Here is a 21045-nt window from a genome sequence, read left to right on the forward strand (position 1 = left end):
TGAAACTAGCGTATATCCGATATTTCCGCTACTTTTGTAGCATGATTGAATTAGCACAGCACATAGAAGTATTGTTATTGGAGAACGATTGTGTCATTGTTCCCGGTTTGGGAGGATTTGTAGCTCATTATACTCCGGCAATGAGAGTAGCGGAAGAGAATGTTTTTCTGCCCCCTACCCGTATTATCGGTTTCAATCCTCAACTGAAGATGAATGACGGCTTACTTGTACAATCCTATATGGCTGTCTATGATACTGATTTTTCTGATGCTACGCGGATTGTAGAAAAAGAAGTGGCGCATATATTCACTGCTCTCCATGAAGAAGGTAAGGTGGATTTGCCCAACATTGGCGAATTGCGTTACTCCATTCATGGTATTTATGACTTTGTTCCCTATGACCACAAGATAACCACTCCTTACTTATATGGGTTGGATAGTTTTGAAATGCAGGAACTGGCGGAACTGAAGAAACCGTACATGGAAAAGACCATCCGTTATTCTGTTCCAGTTGTGCCGGAAGACAAAAAGCGAAGGTTTGAGATTAAATTCAACCGTTCCTATTTGTCGAATGCGGTTGCCATGATTGCAGTGGTTGCCTTGTTTTTCTTTTTGTCTACACCGATAGAGAATACGGAAGTGGTTGAAGGAAATTATGCGCAATTACTTCCGAATGAACTTTTTGAGATGATAGAAAAGGAATCCCTTGCCATTAATCCGATTGTTGTTAGCCGGAAGGCCGACACTCCGAAAGCGTCGGTTCAAAAAAACACGGGGCAGAAGGCAAAGAAAAAGGTGGTTCCGGTTGCCGTAAGAGAGGTTAAGGTGGGCCAAGCTAACGCGCAGAATGCTCCGGTTGTTTCTCAGCCTAAGCAGCAGGCGGCAGAAGTGTCCTCTTCAACATCTGTAACAACAAAGAGTGAAATTCAAAAGACCACAGCAGGGACTGTCGCCCCGTCACCTGTCTCTGCACAGAAATACCACGTCATCATTGCCAGTGTAGGTACTGAGAAGGATGCCGAAGCAATGGCAAAGCAACTGATTGAAAAAGGTTACCCTCATGCAAAAGCAATTGTTGGAGATGGTAAAATGCGTGTCAGCATTGAGTCTTGTGGCACAGAAACAGAAGCATATCAGGCATTGAACAGAGTTCGCCAGAATGAAACGTATAAGAACGCTTGGGTATTAAAGAAGTAGAAAGTAATCTACCCTTGCTTTATTTTTTAATTCTTTAATTTTTAACTATCATGAAGCGTATCCGTTGTCCCAAATGTGAGAATTACTTAACATTCGATGAAACCAAGTATACCGAAGGCCAATCACTGGTCTTTGTATGTGACCAGTGTAAGAAGCAGTTCAGTATCCGTTTAGGTAAATCAAAGATGAAAGCCCCTCAAAAGGAAGAACGTCCGGATGAAGCGGAGTTTAAAGAGGCTTTTGGCAGCATCACGGTCATTGAGAACGTGTTTGGTTTTAAGCAGGTACTTCCATTGCAAGAAGGTGACAATATCATAGGCCGGCGTTGCGTGGGGAATGTTATCGATGTGCCGATTGAGACTTCGGATATGAGTATGGACCGGCGTCACTGTATCATTAATGTAAAGCGTAATAAGCAGGGAGTGTTGATTTATACCTTACGCGATGCTCCCAGCCTGACGGGAACTTTCCTTAATAATGAAATTTTGGGTGACAAAGACCGTATTCGCATTGAGGATGGAGCCATTGTAACTATTGGTGCCACTACTTTTATATTGCGGGCAGCAGAGCAGGAAAGCCTTTAGACAAAAAAGAAAACTGTGGCTTAATTATTTCCCATCAAATGTGGTATAAATAAAGCAGACCGTATAAAAACTCCTTTTGTACGGTCTGCTTGTTTAAAATCATAGGAATTAAAGAATACCTTTTACTGTTTCCTGCATGCCTTTTTCTTGGATGGATTTTAAGAAGCAGGTAATCATGTCTGTCAATCCTGGAACGGTATTCAAGTCTCCGTGTTCCCCCCAGATAAGGTCTTTGGCTGCCAATACGCCTTCTGCCACTTTGCGGGTATCCCCCGTTGCCCAAAGGTCTTTCAATAACTGCATGATTTCGGGAGCATCATTCGGGATGATTTCTGTGCCGTCTGCGCGGGTACCTCCTTTGTAATACGTGATGATGGCAGCCAGTCCCAATACCAGACCTTTCGGCAGTTCTCCTTTACGTTTCAAGTAGGTTTTCAGGCCAGGAAGGTCACGGGTTTGGTATTTAGGGAAAGAGTTCAGCATAATACTGGTTACGGCATGGTCAACAAACGGATTGTTGAAGCGCTCCAATACATCTTCTGCAAACTTTTTCAATTCGTTTTTCGGCAGGTTCAACGTTTCCATCAGCTCGTCAAACATCACTTTATGGATGTATTGTCCGATTATAGGATGCTGGCAGGCATCGCGTACAATATTTACCTCCGACAGATAGGCTACTGGAGACAATACGGTATGAGGTCCATTCAGCAAGGTTACTTTTCTTTCGTGGTAAGGTTCTTCAGAAGGAACAAACAATACATTCAGTCCGGCTTTGTCGGCAGGGAATTCTTCGGCGACTTCTTGCGGAGCCTCGATGACCCATAAATGGAAAATTTCAGCCTGCACTACCAGATTGTCATCGTACTGTATCTTTTCTTTTATAGCGGCAATGTCTTTGCGGGGGAATCCTGGAACGATACGGTCCACCAGTGTTGCATACACACCGCAGGCTTCCTCAAACCAAGCTCTGAACTCATCACCCAATTGCCATAATTCAATGTATTGATAGATTGTCTCCTTCAACTTGTGGCCATTCAGGAAGATGAGTTCGCAAGGGAAGATAATCAGTCCTTTGCTCTTGTCGCCGTTGAATGTCTTGAAGCGGTGATACAACAGCTGTGTCAGTTTGCCCGGATAAGAAGACGCCGGTGTATCTGTCAGCTTACAAGCAGGGTCAAAGGCTATACCTGCTTCCGTCGTGTTGGAAATGACAAAACGCATTTCCGGTTGTTCGGCCAATTTCATGAACTCATCGTTTTGAGTATAGGGGTTTAAGGCACGGCTGATTACATCTATCATAGTCAGACTGTTGATGGTTTCTCCTTTATCCAGACCTTGCAGATTTACATGATAAAGGTCATCCTGGACATTCAGCATGTCAACCATACCTTTATCAATGGGTTGGACTACTACCACATTGCTGTTGAAATCGGTCTTTTGATTCATGTTATAAATAATCCAATCCACAAATGCGCGAAGGAAATTACCTTCGCCAAACTGGATAATGCGTTCCGGGCGTTGTGCTTTGGGAGCAGTTTCTTTGTTTAATGCTTTCATTTAAAAAATGATTTAAATGGTTGATATGTAATTTTTTAATTATTCAAACTCAAAGTAAAAGTCTATGTTTTCCTTCATCAATATGTCGATGGGCATGTATTTCACTGCAGTGACCGGTCTTTTAAATACCACGTGGTTGCATAAAGTCTTTACGCCACAATAGCCTTGCAGGCCTGGACGTTGACCGATGAGAAAGGTTACTTCACCGGTTTTCAGGAACTCTGTATTTTTGTGTAAAAGGTCATATCCCACAAGTCCTGCCAGCTTCCACCCCTTTTCGTGCAGATAACTTGCCACTTGATAAACACGGGAATTAAAAACAGCTCCCAGTACGGCTTGGGGATGTTCTTTAAAAAAAGCATCCAATATCCGTCTGTTGCCGTCAGTATCTTCCTTGTGCAACACAATGTCATGGATAGTCAAATCCTTATGTTCCTCGGAAAGGTATTGCATGAACCCCTCGAGGCGGCGTTGCATCTGGATTTCTGCCGGATTGTTTTTCTGATTGCTCAGGAATAACACAAGCTCCTGCCCTTTTTCATAGCTACGCATCAGAATCTTGGCAGCAATGTATCCGCTGGTTTTGGAATCTTGTCCGATATAACACAAGGCATGCGTCTGTTCAATATTGAAGTCTATGAATGCATAGGGAATATCCGCTTCCTCCAAATAAGTAGTGAGTTTTATGGTCTCCTCTCGGAAATTCGGGGCAACAAGTACGGCGTCGGCATTTTCCTCCCGGAGCACAGCACATGCTTCTTTATAGGAGGATTTGTCCGCATGCCGATAGTACAGATAGCTAACCCCAACATTGAACGGCCGTAATTCTTGTGCGGCACGGTCAATTCCCGCTGCTACAGCATGCCAATAATCATGTTCTATATAATAAGGTATAATGCAGACAATATGATAGCGCTTTTTAGCCGCCAGCCCGATGGCAAACATATTGGGATGATAATCTATCTCGTCGAGTACTTTCTGGACTTTTTCCCTACTGGAAACGGATACGTCTCCGCGGTTGTGCAGTACGCGGTCTACAGTGCCGGCAGAGACGCCGGCCATGCGTGCTATGTCTTTAATGGTATAGTTCTTGTTTTCCATCTTGAGGTATGCTGCCTAAGGCGGTAAAGGTGAGACGTCTGAAGCTTAAATATTATAAATATTCGCCGCAAAGATACGAATTATTTTGTTTCTCCAAGTAAAATTTCTACTTTTGTGTTCGATAACGGTTAATAAAACTAAAAACAATTATACGACCTATTAGCTTTACAATCAATACTATATAGGTGTAATAAATAGAAAGTAATATTTTTAGATACTTAAAACACAAGAAGATGAAAAACTTTATGGACGGAAACTTTCTGTTGCAAACGGAAACATCACAGAAGTTGTACCACGAGCATGCGGCTAAAATGCCAATTATCGACTATCATTGTCACTTGATTCCTCAAATGGTGGCGGAAGACTATCAGTTTAAGTCACTGACTGAGATTTGGTTGGGAGGTGACCACTACAAGTGGCGGGCCATGCGTACCAATGGTGTGGACGAACGTTTCTGTACCGGTAAGGATACTACAGATTGGGAAAAGTTTGAAAAGTGGGCCGAAACGGTACCTTATACTTTCCGTAATCCGTTGTACCACTGGACCCACCTTGAATTGAAGACCGCTTTTGGAATCGATAAAATTCTCAATCCTCATACGGCCCGTGAAATTTATGATGAATGTAATGAGAAGCTGAAACAGCCTGAATATTCCGCCCGTGGCATGATGCGCCGTTATCACGTGGAAGTGGTTTGTACTACAGATGATCCTATTGATTCCTTGGAATATCATATCAAGACACGCGAGAGCGGTTTTGAAATCAAGATGTTGCCTACTTGGCGTCCGGATAAGGCAATGGCGGTGGAAGTTCCTGCCGATTTTCGCGCATATGTAGAAAAGTTGGCCGAAGTGAGCGATGTGGCTATTTCCTGCTTTGACGATATGGTTGCTGCCTTGCGTAAGCGTCACGATTTTTTCGCGGAACAAGGATGTAAACTGTCTGACCACGGAATTGAAGAATTCTATGCCGAGGATTATACAGGAGCGGAAGTTAAGGTTATCTTTAACAAGGTATATGGCGGTACTGGATTGACGAAGGAGGAAATTCTGAAATTCAAGTCGGCCATGCTGGTTGTGTTCGGCGAAATGGATTGGGAGAAAGGTTGGACACAACAGTTCCATTATGGTGCTATTCGCAACAACAATAGTAAGATGTTCAAACTGTTAGGTCCTGATACCGGTTTTGATTCCATTGGCGAATTTACTACAGCAAAAGCTATGGCTAAATTTCTCGACCGCTTAAACTCCAATGGTAAGCTGACCAAGACTATTCTTTATAATTTGAATCCATGCGCCAACGAAGTCATTGCTACTATGCTGGGTAACTTCCAGGATGGTACGGTTGCCGGTAAGATTCAATTCGGTTCCGGTTGGTGGTTCCTTGACCAGAAGGATGGTATGGAAAAGCAGATGAATGCCCTTTCTGTACTGGGCTTATTGAGCCGATTTGTTGGTATGCTGACCGATTCCCGTTCCTTCCTCTCCTATCCGCGCCATGAATATTTCCGCCGTACATTGTGTAATCTTGTAGGCCGTGATGTAGAAAATGGTGAAATTCCTATTTCCGAGATGGAACGCGTAAACCAGATGATTGAAGATATCAGCTATTATAACGCTAAGAATTTCTTCCAATTCTAAAAAGCAATAGTAAGCTATAAGTTATGCAGTTTCACCCATAACTTATAGCTTATCTAATATTCCTTTGATACTATCCAATCGTATAAAATTGGGATGTCGTATTTCCCCTTCATGTTGCTCGTATGCCCAAGTCACGTGGTATGGTACATGGGCAGCGTATCCCCCAAGTTCCAATACCGGAAGTATGTCTGATTTTACAGAATTACCTATCATCAGGAGTTTTTCAGGCGGACAGCCCAATGTATCAATCAGCCTCTGGTAATCATCGATTTTCTTGTCACTCATAATTTCGATATGATGGAAATATTCTCGCAGTCCGGAAGCTTCTATTTTTCTTTTCTGGTCGAACAAGTCCCCCTTAGTGGCCAACACCAATTTATATTTCCCATGAAGTGACGATATGGTCTCCTTCACGCCTTCCAGTAGTGTAACCGGTTTCTGCAGAAGCTCTTGTCCCCATCCTATTACTTCTTCTATAAGATGCATATTCCCGTTTCCGTCTGTCACTTTGCAGATGGTTTCAGTCATACTGAGCATTATGCTCTTCAGCCCATAGCCATACATATGCAGATTCTTCATTTCTGTTTCAAAAAACCTTTGTGATATGGATGAAGCAGGCAGATATTGCCTTAAAAGGTTACAGAATTTGTGCTCGAACTCCTGAATATAAAGTTCGCTTTCCCACAGTGTGTCATCAGCGTCAAAAGCTATAAATTCGATTTTATCTTTCATGAATGGTCGTTTTATAAAAGCGTCCAAAGATACGGAGTATTCTATATAAATGAAAAGATAAATAGTGATAAATGGGAAGTTAATATCTTGTCTGCAACTTATTAATATTGTGTTTGCAGAAAATTAATATCTTGCAAACACGATATTAATTTCCTATTTTTGCATTTATTTTTTCATTTAATACATAAATTTTAATCGTACAAAAGGATGATGACATCACCCCAACCCGCTTCCAAAGGCTTCAGCAGAGCTTTTTGGGTAAGCAGTACAGTAGAACTGTTCGAACGCATGGCATATTATGCTGTATTTATTGTTCTTACCATTTATCTTTCCAATATTTTAGGTTTCAATGATTTTGAGTCAAGCATGATTTCCGGTCTGTTTTCGGGAGGGCTCTATTTGTTGCCTATCTTTACGGGCGCATATGCCGATAAGATAGGTTTCCGAAAGTCGATGATTATTGCTTTCTCACTGCTTTCCATCGGGTATTTGGGCTTGGGATTGCTTCCCACCCTACTGGAAACAGCCGGTCTGGTGGAGTATGGCGAGACAACCCGTTTTTCAGGATTGCCGGATAGTAATGACCGCTGGATGATTGTCCCCGTATTGTTTGTTATCATGGTAGGAGGTTCGTTCATCAAGTCTATCATATCGGGATCGGTGGCTAAGGAAACAACAGAGGCTACCCGTGCTCGCGGCTATTCCATCTTCTATATGATGGTGAATATAGGAGCTTTTACCGGAAAAACGGTGGTCGACCCTCTACGGAATGTTATCGGTGAGCAAGCTTATATTTATATCAATTACTTCTCGGCTGCCATGACGGTGCTGGCATTATTGGCTGTCATCTTATTGTATAAATCGGCACATACAGCAGGTGAAGGGAAAAGCATGCGTGAAATTGGGCAAGGTTTTCTGCGTATTATCACTAATTGGCGTTTGTTGATTCTTATCCTCATCGTAACCGGCTTTTGGATGGTGCAGCAACAGCTCTATGCAACTATGCCCAAATATGTCATCCGTATGGCGGGTGAAACAGCCAAACCGGGGTGGATAGCCAATGTAAACCCGTTTGTAGTGGTTTGCTGTGTAAGTTTTATCACCCGGTGGATGGCAAAGCGCACAGCTATTACTTCTATGAATATAGGCATGTTTCTTATTCCGGTATCGGCATTGCTGATGGCATGCGGTAATTTGCTGGGCAACGATATTATTTCCGGCATGAGCAATATTACTTTGCTGATGGTGTTTGGTATTGTTGTGCAAGCTTTGGCAGAATGTTTTATCTCACCGCGTTATCTGGAATACTTCTCTTTGCAGGCCCCCAAGGGCGAAGAAGGTATGTACCTCGGTTTCAGTCATCTTCATTCATTCCTCTCTTCTATTTTCGGATTCGGTATTGCGGGGGTGCTTCTGACAAAATATTGTCCTGATCCAGTCTTGTTTGAAACCCGCGAAGCGTGGGAAGCAGCCAGTGTCAATGCACATTATATCTGGTATTATTTCGCTGTTATAGGATTGGTTGCGGCAATAGCATTATTCGTTTTTGCCAAAACTACCGAATTCATCGACAAAAAGAAGAAGGCATAAGGTTTATATATTGCATACTTTTTGTATATTTGCCGTCACTTTTTTTAAAAGCGACGGCTTTTTTGTAATTAAGGAGATTAGGATGAAAGTAAAATTTATAAGCCTTGCCAGTGGAAGCAGCGGCAACTGTTATTATATAGGCACAGAAAAATATGGAATACTCATCGACGCCGGCATTGCAGTACGGACGATAAAAAAAGGACTGAAAGAAGCAGGTATCAGCATGGAAATGATACGTGCGGTATTTGTTACGCACGATCATGCAGATCATATTAAAGCGGTAGGCGGATTGGGTGAGAAACAGAATATTCCTATTTATACAACTGCCCGGATTCATGAGGGTATCAACCGGAGCTATTGCATGACAGAAAAGTTATATTCGTCTGTCCGTTACCTGGAAAAGCAGCAACCCATGCAGTTGGAAGATTTTCATATCGAATCTTTCGAGGTGCCTCATGACGGTACGGACAATGTGGGCTATTGCATTGAGATAGATGGAAAAGTGTTTGCCTTTCTTACAGACCTTGGTGAAATTACTCCTACGGCCGCAGAATATATCAGAAAGGCCAATTATCTGATATTGGAAGCCAACTACGATGAGGAAATGTTACGCATGGGTACCTACCCCCAATACCTGAAAGAACGGATTACCAGCCGCACCGGACACATGAGTAATATTGCTACTGCTGAATTTCTTTCGGAAAATATGACGGAACATTTACAGTATATTTGGCTTTGTCATTTGAGCAAGGACAACAATCATCCTGAATTGGCATATAAAACAGTGGAATGGAAATTAAGGGAAAAAGGAATTATCGTAGGAAAGGATGTACAGTTGTGTGCTTTGAAGCGTACTACTCCTTCTGATTTATACGAGTTTGAATAAAAAAATCCCATTCCATCGCAAAAAACACCCCGTTTTGTTTGCACGAATAAAATAAAAGGACTACTTTTGCACCCGCAAACAAGAAATAAGGAATGCACTCTTAGCTCAGTTGGTAGAGCAACTGACTCTTAATCAGTGGGTCCAGGGTTCGAATCCCTGAGGGTGTACTTAAAAAAGGAACAACTACTGTTGTTCCTTTTTTAAGTTGTCTTAACAAGAACATGCTTTGATGGGTATAAGCTCCTCATACGGAATCACTAGTAAATCTATATGGGGATGATACATTATTTTTCGTTAGTCCGCATAATAAATTCTTCAGAAGTTTGTTTTTATACCTTTGCCCTCACCCGCTTTCTGCCTCTTCCGTCACATTCGAAAATATATGTCAGAAAATGAAAGTAGGAAGAAAACTTTTATTTCCTCCTACTCGTATATCTATATTTTGTATATTTGTACACACATCAATGATTTTAAACTAAAAGAAAAACAATATGGATAAAGATTCAAAGCAAGTAGTAGTTCTTCTGACACATCCCAATATAAAAGAGTCGCGAGCTAACAAGGCATTGATGGATGCTATTAGTGACATGGGAGAGGTAGCCATATACAATTTATATGAGATGCGTATGGAAGATGCTTTTAATGCAGAGATATGGAGCACTATCATATCGCATGCATCTGCGCTTGTATTTCAGTTTCCGTTCTATTGGATGTCGGCTCCTTCTTTATTGAAGAGATGGTTGGATGAAGTATTTACTTATCTGGCAAAAACTCCTGCTGTGGCTGGTAAGACATTGATGGTGGTCACTACTGCCGGCTCTGAACATGATGCTTATAGAAGCGGAGGAAGAAATCGTTTTACGGTGGATGAGTTGTTAAGACCTTATCAAGCAAGTGCTGTACATGCTGGAATGATATGGCAAACTCCTCTTGTAGTCTATGGAATGGGGACCTCGGAAGCTAGTAAAAATATAGCAGAAGGGATAAATTGCTATAAGCAAAGAATTGAAGCATTGGTGAAGAAAGACATTTTCAGTGATAATTGGTAATAGTAGGACCATATCGAAATGGAACATTCTTTTTCATTTTTGAATGTTTGTTTTTCTCTTTATCTTTTTCTAAAATACTGATTTTAAGCAATAAATAAAATATTGTATGAATTGGCATATTTCTTGTGTTAACTCATACATGAAACTTTATATTATATCAAACAGATTACCCGTTAAGGTTACCAAAGAGGATGAAACGTTCGTATTTTCACGAAGTGAAGGCGGACTGGCTACCGGTTTGGACTCACTTCAGATTTCCTACGAAAAACATTGGATTGGATGGCCTGGAATATGCGTTGACAACGAAGAAAGTAAAGAGGAAATCACTTCTAGATTGGAAGGAATAAATTTCCACCCAGTATTCTTGTCCGAAATACAGATAAAGAATTATTATGAAGGCTATAGTAATAGTACTATTTGGCCATTATGTCACTACTTTTTTGTTTATACGCTGTATCGGAACTCTTTCTGGCAATCGTATCAGGAAGTGAACCAGTTGTTCTGCGATGCCATTTGCCGCGTGATACGTCCAGGTGACAAGGTGTGGATTCAAGACTATCAGCTAATGCTGCTTCCCGGAATGCTTCGGAAGGTTTACCCGGATTTGAATATCGGATATTTCCATCATATCCCTTTCCCTTCCTATGAACTTTTCCGGATATTACCGGAGCGTGCAGAAATCCTGAAAGGATTATTGGGTGCTGACTTTATAGCTTTCCATACTCATGACTATATGCGGCATTTTATCAGTGCTGTCGAACGGGTATTGCGTATTGACTTTAAACTGGACGAAGCACAACTCGGGAATAGAGTAGTTAGGATCGATGCTCTTCCTATGGGAATCAACTACGGACTGTATCACAATGCTTCTTCCAGACCGGAAGTACGGCGGGCGATAGACCGTACACGGAAATTTTTCGGGAATCATAAGTTGATTCTTTCTGTAGACCGCTTGGATTATAGCAAAGGCATTCTGCACCGTTTATGGGGATTTGCTGCCTTTTTAGAATGTCATCCTGAATATTGTGGAAAAGTTACATTGGCAATGGTCATTGTTCCATCACGTGACCATGTAGATAGTTATGCTGAGCTAAAAACCAAGATTGACGAAGAAATAGGTTCTATAAACGGACAGTATTCTACGATGGACTGGACTCCGGTTTGCTATTTCTATCACGGTTTTTCATTTGAAGAACTGGTGGCAATGTACTATATAGCTGATGTAGCTTTGGTAACTCCACTTCGTGATGGCATGAATTTGGTTGCCAAGGAATATGTAGCCTCGAAAAATAATAATCCGGGTGTTTTGATTTTGAGTGAAATGGCAGGTGCAGCTATTGAGATGACGGATGCATTGTTGATTAACCCCAATGACACTGAGGAGATAAAGCAGGCCATTTGTCGGGCTTTGGAGATGCCCGAACAGGAACAACTGAAACGCTTGCAACACATGCAGAAAATTATTTCCGTACAAACGGTTAATAAGTGGGCGGCAGATTTTGTAAGTGAATGGAGCGATACGTGCCGTAAGAATGAACAGCTTCGTAAGAAAAGGATATCCGCCGGTATTATTGGTGCCATCAAAATGAAATATAACCAGGCTAAGCAACGGCTTATCTTGCTGGATTATGACGGAACGTTGGCGTCGCTCAAGACACGACCGGAAAATGCTAAACCCACCCCTGAACTCATTGCCACATTGCAGAAGCTGGTTTCCGACCCGGCCAACCATGTTGTTGTGAATAGTGGTCGCGACCATTTTACTTTAGAAAAATGGTTGGGAAATTTACCTATTGCAATGGCTGCGGAACATGGCGCTTTCTATAAGGAAAATGGCATCTGGCACAAAAACATAAACAAAGCGGAATGGAGTTCCGGATTGGTGTCCATCTTGAAGCTTTTTGTCGAAAAGACGCCTCGTTCCCACCTTGAAGTCAAGGAAACGGCTTTGGCATGGCATTACCGGGAAAGTGATGCATGGTTAGGAGCTTTGCGGGCACAGCAACTTATCAATGTGCTGGTTAACATCTGTATACAGCAAAAGCTGCAAATCATACAAGGAGATAAAGTAGTGGAGATTAAGTCTCCCGATTATAATAAAGGTTCCGAAGTGAGACGCCAGTTGGAAAAGAAACATTATGACTTTATCATAGCTATGGGAGATGATACTACGGATGAAGATATGTTCAAAGCTTTGCCGGTGAATGCAGTGACAATCAAGGTGGGATATGTGTCGGAGGCAGCAAGCTATAATATGCCATCACAAACGGAAGTCCTGCCTTTTCTTCAAATTCTGGCGAACAAGAAAGACATGAAACAACCCATTGGCGAGAATGTCAAAACGAGCTTGAAAGGGATATTCGATTTTTTCAGAGACTTGTTAAAAACAAAATAGTAAAAATGAGTAATTTAAATTATGGGGTAGTAGGCAATTGTCGGACTGCCGCACTTATATCCGAAAAAGGCAGCATAGACTGGTTGTGTTTTCCCGATTTTGATTCTCCGTCTATCTTTGCATCACTACTTGATCGGGAAAGAGGAGGAAGTTTTGGATTTGACGTTACAGAAGACTATCATATCTCACAATCTTACGTTCCTCACACTAACATATTGTCTACTTCTTTTTCTTCGAAAGAGGGAGAATTTGTCGTACTTGATTACATGCCTTATTACCGTTCCTACGAAAATGCCCATTATCTTCCGGCAGAATTGTATCGATATGTGAGGTGGATAAAAGGTAAGCCCCGTTTCAAAGTAAACTATGTCCCTGCTCCCAATTATGCGCAAGGTAAAGTGATTCATAATGTCACTTCTGAATTTATAGAAAGCTATTGTTCTTCTGATAATAAAGATAGACAATATTTGTATTCTTCCCTTCCTTTGCAGAACATCGAACAGAAAAAAGAAATTATATTGGAAAAAGATGAGTTCTTTCTTTTGTCATACAATGAAAAGGTCATTCCGGTGGACATTGAACGGGAAAAAATTGAATATTGCCGTACTTTGGTTTATTGGCTTAATTGGACCAACCGTACTAAGAAATATTCTCTCTATAATGATGTGATAGAAAGAAGCATGCTGGTTTTGAAACTGATGTCTTACTATAACGGAGCCGTACTGGCCGCCCTTACTACCAGTTTGCCCGAATCCGTCGGCGAAGTACGTAATTGGGATTATCGGTTCTGTTGGTTGAGGGATGCCTCCATGTCTATCGAAACTTTGTTCCAGATAGGCCATATAGGAGCAGCAAGACGTTTTATGAAGTTCATACAGTCCACTTTCGTATCCAAGCACGAATCCTATCAGATAATGTACGGCATTCGGGGAGAAAGGCAGCTGACCGAGATTATTCTGGAGCATTTGTCCGGATATAAGAATTCCAAACCAGTACGGATAGGTAATGATGCTTACCATCAAAAGCAGAATGACTCGTTCGGTTATCTGATGGATTTGATTTACCAGTACTATCGGCTGATGCCCGGTACATTAGACGAAATAGAGGATATGTGGGAAATGGTAAAGAGCATTCTTTCCACGGTAATGGAAGATTGGAAGAAACCAGATAAGGGGATATGGGAAATCAGAGGAGAAAGCCGCCATTTTGTTTCATCCAAAGTGATGTGTTGGGTGGCTTTGGACCGTGGTGCAAAGATAGCTTCCATGCTCAATAAATACGGTTATAGTGAACGTTGGCAAAAGGAAGCTGACAAGGTATGGCAGGATGTAATGACATATGGATGGAAGGAAGAACTTCAAAGTTTCTCGCAGACTTATGATAATATGGCAATGGATTCCTCTTTGCTGTTGATGGAACCTTACGGTTTTATTGCAGCAGACGATATCCGATACCATAAGACAGTGAAGGCTGTGAAAAAAGCTCTTTTGCATAAGGGATTGATGTACCGGTATAACAGCGAAGATGATTTCGGGCTTCCTTCTTCGGCTTTTACCATTTGCACTTTTTGGCTGATACGTGCGCTTTTTGTTATCGGAGAAAAGGAAGAAGCCCGTTGTTTGTTTGATGATGTTCTGACATATTCCAATCATTTGGGGTTATTCAGTGAGGATATTGATTTTAATACGAAGGAACAACTGGGGAATTTTCCACAAGCTTATTCGCATTTGGCATTAGTCAATACGGCTATTCTGTTTGCAGAAGAAAATAAGAGATTGGCTTTTATCCGGCCGTAACGAGGAGGGGAACTTAATTAATACTGCAAATGGGAGCATTTTGTATTTGTCCTTCTTTCTTTCGTTTTTAATTCCATTGAATGATGATACCTTTCTTTTTTTATGTATTTTTGCATAAATAAAATTTCACTATTTCAGCAGTTGTTTTGTACTCATATCGCTGATATAGTTTAGGAACTCAAAATAAAGGATTATCATGTTACGGAAGATTAGACTGACTTTTGCAATGATTTGCTTTGTACTCATCACCTTGTTGTTCCTTGATTTTACGGGAACGTTGCATGGGTGGTTCGGCTGGTTGACCAAAATCCAGTTTTTGCCGGCTGTATTGGCGCTAAATGTGGGAGTGATATTGTTTCTTGTAATTCTCACTTTGGTATGCGGGCGTATCTATTGTTCTGTGATTTGCCCCTTAGGGGTATTTCAGGATATACTGGCATGGCTGGGCCGGCAACCCAAAAAACGCAGGAAGCTTCCTTACTCTTATTCTCCGGCCTTATCTTGGCTGCGCTATGGCGTATTGGGTGTGTTTATCATTGCCTTGATTGCCGGAATTGGTTCATTGGCTGCTCTACTTGCACCCTATAGTGCATACGGACGTATTGCCAATAATCTTTTTCAACCTATATGGCAATGGGGCAACAATCTGCTTGCTTATCTGGCTGAACGGGCAGACAGTTATGCCTTTTATGAAACGGATGTATGGTTGAAGAGCCTGCCGACTTTTATTATTGCTGCCGCTACTTTGGCTGTGCTTGTTGTTCTGGCCGGACGCAACGGACGAACCTATTGTAATACGATTTGCCCGGTAGGAACGGTCTTGGGCTTCCTTTCACGTTATTCGCTTTTCCGCATCACAATAGATTCGGAAAAGTGCAACCAATGCAGTCTTTGTTCACGCAACTGCAAGGCAGCCTGCATCAACTTTAAGGAGCATCAGATTGATGCAAGCCGGTGTGTGGTTTGCATGAACTGCATTGAGAAGTGCAAGCATGGAGCCATTTCCTACAAGTATCATCCTTTCGGTAAACCTGCTGCGGGCAAGGCAGATTCGGAACAGATAAACGAAACCCGCCGCAGTTTTTTCACAGCAACGGCTCTGGTTGCAGCCACTTCTGTTTTAAAAGCGCAGGAAAAGAAAGTAGACGGAGGACTGGCAGCCATTGAAGATAAGAAGATTCCTGAGCGAAGCACTCCCCTCACTCCTTCCGGCTCATTGAGTGCCCGCAATATGGCGCAACACTGCACGGCCTGCCAGCTCTGTGTGTCGGCATGTCCCAATCAGGTTCTTCGTCCTTCTGCAGACTTAAGGAAATTGATGCAACCGGAAATGTCATACGAACGCGGCTATTGCAGACCGGAATGTACAAAATGTTCGGAGGTATGTCCTGCAGGGGCTATCCGTCCGATAACCAAAGCTGATAAATCATCCGTTCAGATAGGGCATGCCGTGTGGGTAAAGAAAAATTGCATACCACTGACGGATGGTGTGCAGTGTGGCAACTGTGCACGCCATTGTCCGACGGGAGCCATACAAATGGTGCCGAGTATACCTGAAGACAAGGATTCTCCAAAGATTCCGGTAATCAATGTGGAGCGTTGTATCGGCTGCGGGGCATGTGAGAATCTTTGTCCGGCCCGTCCGTTCAGTGCCATCTATGTGGAAGGACATGAAAGACATCGAATTATATAACAAAGTAGAATTTCTATAAGTATGGAAGAACATCATAAAAACAATATGAACCGTCGTGATTTCTTGAAGATAGTGGGAATTACAACCGCCACATCTACTGCTGCCCTCTATGGATGTGGTTCTAAGGAAGGAAGCAGTGAAGGCAGTAAAGTATTGGGCCCCATTCCGACGGATAAAATGACCTATCGTAGTTTTCCTGGTTTGGGGAGTGACAAAGTTTCTATTTTAGGATATGGCTGTATGCGCTGGCCTACCGTTCCTGCTCCGGATGGAAAAGGGGAAATGATAGACCAGGATGCTGTAAACGAACTGGTGGATTATGCCATTGCCCATGGCGTGAATTATTTCGATACGTCTCCGATGTATGTACAAGGATGGAGTGAGAAGTCTACGGGAATAGCTCTGAAACGCCATCCACGCGAATCGTTCTATCTTGCCACCAAACTATCCAATTTTCATCCTGATACCTGGACTCGCGAGGGTTCCATCGCCATGTACCGTAAGTCGTTCGAGGATATGCAGGTGGACTATATAGACTACTATTTGCTACACATGATTGGTGGCGGTGGCATGGAGCAATTCCGCAAACGCTACATAGACAACGGTATGATTGATTTTCTTGTCAAGGAGCGTGAAGCAGGACGCATCCGCCGTTTGGGATGGTCGTTCCACGGAGATATCGAAGTCTATGACTATGCCTTGCAGATGCATGACCGTGGTGAAGTTCATTGGGACTTTGTACAAATACAGTTAAATTATGTGGACTGGAAACATGCTTCGGGCAGCAACTTCAAGGCAGAGTATCTGTATGACGAGCTGGCCAAGCGTAAGATCCCTGCTGTCATTATGGAGCCTCTGCTGGGTGGGCGGCTCTCCAATGTCCCCGACCATATTGTGGCACGGCTGAAGCAGCGCGAACCCGAACGCAGTGTGGCGTCTTGGGCATTCCGTTATGCCGGTTCTCCCCAGGATGTACTGACAGTGCTGAGCGGCATGACTTATATGGAACATTTGCAGGATAACATCCGTACTTACTCTCCATTGGTACCACTCACAGAAGAGGAAACTCAGTATCTGTATGATACGGCAGATTTGATGATGGAGTACCCCACCATACCTTGCAACGACTGCAAGTACTGCATGCCTTGCCCGTATGGAATTGACATTCCTGCCATCTTGATACATTACAATAAATGTGTCAATGAAGGAAATGTGCCGGAAAGCAGCCAGGATGAGAATTATCGGAAAGCACGCCGTGCTTTTCTCGTAGGATATGACCGAAGTGTACCCAAACTGAGGCAGGCCGACCATTGTACCGGGTGCAACCAGTGTTCTCCGCATTGCCCGCAAACGATTGATATTCCCAAAGAACTGCATCGTATTGACAAATTTGTAGAACAGTTGAAACAAGAGACTTTATAAAATGGAGAGTATCATTGACATACTGCACAAGGGAGGATACTCTTGTGTTATGAAGAACCGGGAGGAAGTCCGTACTTTCACCCAACGGGGAGTAGCGGATTTGTATGATTTGTACCAGGCAGATTCTGCATTTATGAAGGGGGCTGCCATTGCCGATAAGGTTATAGGGAAAGGTGCCGCTGCTTTGATGGTACTGGGAGGCTTTAAAACGGTCTATGCCGATATAATCAGCACTCCTGCGCTGGCATTGCTGTGCGAAGCAGGAATTGAAACGACTTTTGCCCAAGAGGTTCCCCATATCATTAACCGTGACAAGACCGGCTGGTGCCCGTTGGAGACGGCTTGCATGGAGCTGAATACGGTAGAGGAGATGTATCCGGTGATTCAGAATTTTATATCAAGAATCAGGGCAAAATAGCAACAGCCTGCTCTCTTTCCCTGATTACCTGATGCCTTTCTCTTCCAGCATCTTGAAGTCTTCCTTGAGCATACCGACATCATCCAGTGTGCGGGCTTCATTGTGGTCGTTCAGATAGACTCTGGGTCTTTCGATAAACAGAGCGCTGGTGACAGATAAAGAGTCATTCCGGTATGGGGTCTCCACTCCACCTATTTCCAGCATTGTCTGGAAGAATGAGGCACTGGAAGATACATTCTTCTGCCTATTGGCTTGTGCGGCCTCCAATAACGATGGGTATCTCTGCCGGTAGTTGTCGGACATCCAAATAAAGAATGGCACATGTATCTGATAATAGGAAGGTACCGGTGAAGCATGCAGAAAGAGATGCCGGTTGTCATCGAAAATATCTTCTCCATGGTCTGAAGTGTATATCAGGGCAGAATTGACATGTTGTTCTTGAAGCATATCTATCAGACGAACCAGAAAATTATCCGTGTAGCGGATAGAATTGTCATAGGCATTAATCAGGTTGTCTTTGTATTTCACTTCCGCATCAACGGGCATGTCCGGCAGGAAGAAAGCCTGCTCTGCCGGATAGCGCTCTTTATAATTAAAATGAGAACCGTAAGTGTGGAGAACTATAAATTGCCTGGAAACTCCTTTGCCCAGTTCTTTTGCTACCAGTTTCAACAGTTCGTTATCAGAGGGGTTGTAATTGGAATCCCCTACATCTTCTTTAATGAAATCATACGTGTCGGCTTCTTTGCCGAAGAAGTCTATAAATGAGTGATTATAGCGCTGGTTCGAGAAAAAGGCGGTCTGGTAACCGGCTTCCTTGAATGCTGTGATAATCCCTTTCTGATAATAGATGGAATCAAAACTGGAAGCACTGACCGGCGACAGCAACATCGGAACACTCTTGTGGGTGGTGTTTGATTCTGTCAGCACATGGCTGAAAGCTGTCAGTCCGCCAATGCCCGACAGTCCCGGGTTAGTCTCCCGTTCGTAGCCGTACAAAGCCCAGTTGCATGCCCGTGAGGTTTCTCCCACCACCATTACATATACTTCCCTTTCATCAGCCTGATGAGTACTTCTAGCATGAAAGGTAAAATCTTTAGAGGTCTTGTGATAATTCCGCGTCTGGGCCGTCCGTTGAAAAGCAAGTGCTATGTTGTAGCATACGTTGGCAGGATACAGTTCGGATTTCGGCTCATACCGGTTATCTGTCAAATAAGCAGTGCCTAAGGATAATATTCCGGCAGACAACACATACAGAGTGCGACGGCGAGCTTGCCGGATGAATGCTTCGGACAGTCTGCGTTTGTGTACAATGGATATGGTTGCCAGAATTAATGCAGGTATATAGAGCACTACCACAATAACGATGGCAGGTATCAGATTGTCCAGCAGTTCCAGCGCCTCGCTCGAATTGGTTGTCACCAGATTCAGAAACATATCCACTGCGATAATGGACTGACCGAAAAGATACAGCAATACAAGCTGGAAGGCTCCGAAGAAGATGAACGGAAATAGCAGCCAGAATGTCCTGCCACAGTTTCTCGACCAAGCCATTACAGCATAATATATAGAAAGGGGTAGCAGGATATTACATATCTTTGCCGTCCATGATATGGGTTCTGTAAAGCATAGCACTACATTGGGTACTATCAGAATGACCAGAAACAGATAGAACAAATGTTCCTGATTGTCGAACCATTTTTTTATGTCTCTAAAAAGCTTCATTGATATTGAATATAAATCCGGTCTGGTGTTTGCCAAAACCTAAATCCAAACGTACGTTTACTCTCTTTTTGAACTCCCAGCGGTAGCCGAAACCATAATTAGGAAGAATATGCCTGGCCTCCAATTCCGAGAAATTCGGGAATATGGTTCCCGCCCCTACCCATACGGCAACTCCATTTCGCTTCCATACATGTTGGCGTAGTTCCAGCTGGGCATCCATTGCACACTTGTCACGGTAGCGCCCCTCATAATAGCCACGCATAGAATAGGAACTTCCCAATGTTGCCATCAGTCCCCAGGGCGGATTTCCGTAGTTCAGCAGAGTATGGAACTGGCCTGCCAACACCCCACCCTTCCACACGGACTGGTAATAGCTGGTCGTCAGTTCCGTATTGCTGAATGCATATTTATTTCCCAAAAAGGCCGGACTGAAGCGCTGGTCTATCCGTAGGTAATATCCTTTATAGGCATTTGTTAGAAAATCGCGTGAATCATACAACAAGGAAAACCCCAAGCTCACGTTGATGCTACGCGCTTTCATTCCTTTCCATAATTCCGGTTTTTCAAAGTCATGTCCATACACGTAATCAAATGCTGTCATCGGACCGATATAAAAGTTACGTGCCATCCGGAACATGAAGTCCACCTTAACCTGCGCCTGAAAGCGATCGTATTCACTCTCATTGTCATCATTGGCTCCATTGTCATATCCTTGTCCCCAGTAAAGGCTTGGGAAAGAATAGAAATACAGATTGTAGTTCAACCGGTATTTGTCTTGGGGAAACAGATGGTTTCCACGTACTCCCAGCAAATAGAATCCCACTGTGGAGACATCCCCATACAGAGAGACATTGGACGGAGGGAGAATACTATCGTTCCGGTCGGTACGGTAGAGTCCTGCCGCCACCAGTCCGATTCCAAATTTGGTGTCACTGGAATAATGAGGCCCGCCTATAATGCTGAAATCAAATTTCTTGTTTTTCTTTTCTTTGTTGGCATCGTTGAAGTAATTCAAAATTTTTCCGAAAAAACTGCGTTTCTTGGGAAGCGAGTCTATCGGATACGTAGAAATTGAGTCCACAGAGTTTTTTGCTTCTGCAAGGTGTGTTTGTGCATGAACAGCCGTTTCTGTAATCAGCATCAATATTGGTAATATCCATTTTGTCAATTTAGTGTCCATTTACTTGTAGAAAACTTCCGTGGCAAAGTTAGTTTTTATGTTCTTCATTACAACAATGTTACTGTTCTTTTTGTTTCCAAT

Annotated in this window: 16 protein-coding genes and 1 tRNA gene; 12 read left to right on the top strand and 5 right to left on the bottom strand. The window is 42.9% G+C overall.

What is annotated here, in order from left to right:
• Positions 1-41 precede the first annotated feature (41 nt).
• Positions 42-1196 carry an SPOR domain-containing protein gene (locus tag DW800_RS11855; protein ID WP_117703308.1) on the top strand — a complete coding sequence of 385 codons (1155 nt, stop codon included), beginning with the start codon at positions 42-44 and terminating at the stop codon, positions 1194-1196.
• 50 nt (positions 1197-1246) lie between these two features.
• Positions 1247-1780: an FHA domain-containing protein gene (locus DW800_RS11860; protein ID WP_005825486.1), complete on the top strand. Its 534-nt coding sequence runs from the start codon at positions 1247-1249 to the stop codon at positions 1778-1780.
• A gap of 108 nt (positions 1781-1888) precedes the next feature.
• On the opposite strand, the gene DW800_RS11865 is transcribed toward DW800_RS11860, so the two are convergent.
• Positions 1889-3337 (bottom strand): tagaturonate reductase, encoded by a 1449-nt coding sequence (locus DW800_RS11865; RefSeq protein ID WP_117703309.1) that lies wholly within the window; start codon positions 3335-3337, stop codon positions 1889-1891.
• A 39-nt stretch (positions 3338-3376) separates the two neighbouring features.
• Positions 3377-4438, bottom strand: coding sequence for a substrate-binding domain-containing protein (locus DW800_RS11870; protein WP_117703310.1), 1062 nt, complete (start codon positions 4436-4438; stop codon positions 3377-3379).
• Positions 4439-4671: 233 nt separating this feature from the next.
• Here DW800_RS11870 and uxaC point away from each other — a divergent pair, with 233 nt between their 5' ends.
• On the top strand, positions 4672-6078 hold the full coding sequence (gene uxaC, locus DW800_RS11875) for a glucuronate isomerase (protein ID WP_117703311.1): 1407 nt from the start codon (positions 4672-4674) through the stop codon (positions 6076-6078).
• 42 nt (positions 6079-6120) lie between these two features.
• Here the strand turns inward: uxaC and DW800_RS11880 are convergent, their stop codons facing one another.
• Positions 6121-6810, bottom strand: a complete 690-nt coding sequence (locus DW800_RS11880; protein ID WP_005825494.1) for an HAD family hydrolase — start codon at positions 6808-6810, stop codon at positions 6121-6123.
• Between the two features lie 207 nt (positions 6811-7017).
• On the opposite strand from DW800_RS11880, the gene DW800_RS11885 reads away from it, so the two are divergent.
• The 9 genes from DW800_RS11885 to DW800_RS11925 all read left to right on the top strand — a co-directional run bounded on the left by DW800_RS11885 (position 7018) and on the right by DW800_RS11925 (position 18059).
• Positions 7018-8400 (top strand): MFS transporter, encoded by a 1383-nt coding sequence (locus tag DW800_RS11885; protein WP_117703312.1) that lies wholly within the window; start codon positions 7018-7020, stop codon positions 8398-8400.
• A gap of 82 nt (positions 8401-8482) precedes the next feature.
• Complete coding sequence (locus DW800_RS11890) at positions 8483-9286, top strand: MBL fold metallo-hydrolase (protein WP_025835841.1); 804 nt, start codon at positions 8483-8485, stop codon at positions 9284-9286.
• Positions 9287-9380: 94 nt separating this feature from the next.
• A tRNA-Lys gene (locus tag DW800_RS11895) sits at positions 9381-9453 on the top strand.
• Positions 9454-9777: 324 nt separating this feature from the next.
• Entirely contained in the window at positions 9778-10335 is a 558-nt protein-coding gene (locus DW800_RS11900) for an NAD(P)H-dependent oxidoreductase (RefSeq protein ID WP_005825500.1), read from the top strand.
• Positions 10336-10474: 139 nt separating this feature from the next.
• On the top strand, positions 10475-12730 hold the full coding sequence (locus DW800_RS11905) for a bifunctional alpha,alpha-trehalose-phosphate synthase (UDP-forming)/trehalose-phosphatase (RefSeq protein WP_009038426.1): 2256 nt from the start codon (positions 10475-10477) through the stop codon (positions 12728-12730).
• Between the two features lie 5 nt (positions 12731-12735).
• On the top strand, positions 12736-14526 hold the full coding sequence (locus DW800_RS11910; RefSeq protein ID WP_009038427.1) for a glycoside hydrolase family 15 protein: 1791 nt from the start codon (positions 12736-12738) through the stop codon (positions 14524-14526).
• Between the two features lie 196 nt (positions 14527-14722).
• Entirely contained in the window at positions 14723-16219 is a 1497-nt protein-coding gene (locus DW800_RS11915) for a 4Fe-4S binding protein (RefSeq protein WP_117703313.1), read from the top strand.
• A gap of 21 nt (positions 16220-16240) precedes the next feature.
• Positions 16241-17641 (top strand): aldo/keto reductase, encoded by a 1401-nt coding sequence (locus tag DW800_RS11920; RefSeq protein WP_009038429.1) that lies wholly within the window; start codon positions 16241-16243, stop codon positions 17639-17641.
• A 1-nt stretch (position 17642) separates the two neighbouring features.
• The gene (locus DW800_RS11925; protein ID WP_005825513.1) at positions 17643-18059 is read left to right on the top strand and encodes a DUF1893 domain-containing protein; all 417 of its coding nucleotides are present in this window, start codon (positions 17643-17645) and stop codon (positions 18057-18059) included.
• 24 nt (positions 18060-18083) lie between these two features.
• Here DW800_RS11925 and DW800_RS11930 read toward each other — a convergent pair whose 3' ends face one another.
• A complete protein-coding gene (locus DW800_RS11930) occupies positions 18084-19784 on the bottom strand; it encodes a lipid A phosphoethanolamine transferase (protein WP_005837124.1) in 1701 nt (566 codons plus the stop codon).
• Positions 19771-20964 (bottom strand): BamA/TamA family outer membrane protein, encoded by a 1194-nt coding sequence (locus DW800_RS11935; protein ID WP_117703314.1) that lies wholly within the window; start codon positions 20962-20964, stop codon positions 19771-19773. The genes DW800_RS11930 and DW800_RS11935 overlap by 14 nt, the downstream gene beginning before the upstream one ends.
• Positions 20965-21045 lie beyond the last annotated feature (81 nt).

The sequence above is a fragment of the Bacteroides sp. AM32-11AC genome (assembly GCF_003603515.1).
GTDB lineage: Bacteria > Bacteroidota > Bacteroidia > Bacteroidales > Bacteroidaceae > Bacteroides > Bacteroides uniformis.

What these genes read in the sequence shown, in the direction of transcription:
- DW800_RS11870 (WP_117703310.1), bottom strand. Translation starts at nt 4,438, where the DNA reads ATGGAAAACAAGAACTATACCATTAAAGACATAGCACGCATGGCCGGC.
- DW800_RS11915 (WP_117703313.1), top strand. Translation starts at nt 14,723, where the DNA reads ATGTTACGGAAGATTAGACTGACTTTTGCAATGATTTGCTTTGTACTC.
- DW800_RS11860 (WP_005825486.1), top strand. Translation starts at nt 1,247, where the DNA reads ATGAAGCGTATCCGTTGTCCCAAATGTGAGAATTACTTAACATTCGAT.
- DW800_RS11880 (WP_005825494.1), bottom strand. Translation starts at nt 6,810, where the DNA reads ATGAAAGATAAAATCGAATTTATAGCTTTTGACGCTGATGACACACTG.
- DW800_RS11885 (WP_117703312.1), top strand. Translation starts at nt 7,018, where the DNA reads ATGATGACATCACCCCAACCCGCTTCCAAAGGCTTCAGCAGAGCTTTT.
- DW800_RS11890 (WP_025835841.1), top strand. Translation starts at nt 8,483, where the DNA reads ATGAAAGTAAAATTTATAAGCCTTGCCAGTGGAAGCAGCGGCAACTGT.
- DW800_RS11865 (WP_117703309.1), bottom strand. Translation starts at nt 3,337, where the DNA reads ATGAAAGCATTAAACAAAGAAACTGCTCCCAAAGCACAACGCCCGGAA.
- DW800_RS11930 (WP_005837124.1), bottom strand. Translation starts at nt 19,784, where the DNA reads ATGAAGCTTTTTAGAGACATAAAAAAATGGTTCGACAATCAGGAACAT.
- uxaC (WP_117703311.1), top strand. Translation starts at nt 4,672, where the DNA reads ATGAAAAACTTTATGGACGGAAACTTTCTGTTGCAAACGGAAACATCA.
- DW800_RS11935 (WP_117703314.1), bottom strand. Translation starts at nt 20,964, where the DNA reads ATGGACACTAAATTGACAAAATGGATATTACCAATATTGATGCTGATT.
- DW800_RS11905 (WP_009038426.1), top strand. Translation starts at nt 10,475, where the DNA reads ATGAAACTTTATATTATATCAAACAGATTACCCGTTAAGGTTACCAAA.
- DW800_RS11925 (WP_005825513.1), top strand. Translation starts at nt 17,643, where the DNA reads ATGGAGAGTATCATTGACATACTGCACAAGGGAGGATACTCTTGTGTT.
- DW800_RS11920 (WP_009038429.1), top strand. Translation starts at nt 16,241, where the DNA reads ATGGAAGAACATCATAAAAACAATATGAACCGTCGTGATTTCTTGAAG.
- DW800_RS11900 (WP_005825500.1), top strand. Translation starts at nt 9,778, where the DNA reads ATGGATAAAGATTCAAAGCAAGTAGTAGTTCTTCTGACACATCCCAAT.
- DW800_RS11855 (WP_117703308.1), top strand. Translation starts at nt 42, where the DNA reads ATGATTGAATTAGCACAGCACATAGAAGTATTGTTATTGGAGAACGAT.
- DW800_RS11910 (WP_009038427.1), top strand. Translation starts at nt 12,736, where the DNA reads ATGAGTAATTTAAATTATGGGGTAGTAGGCAATTGTCGGACTGCCGCA.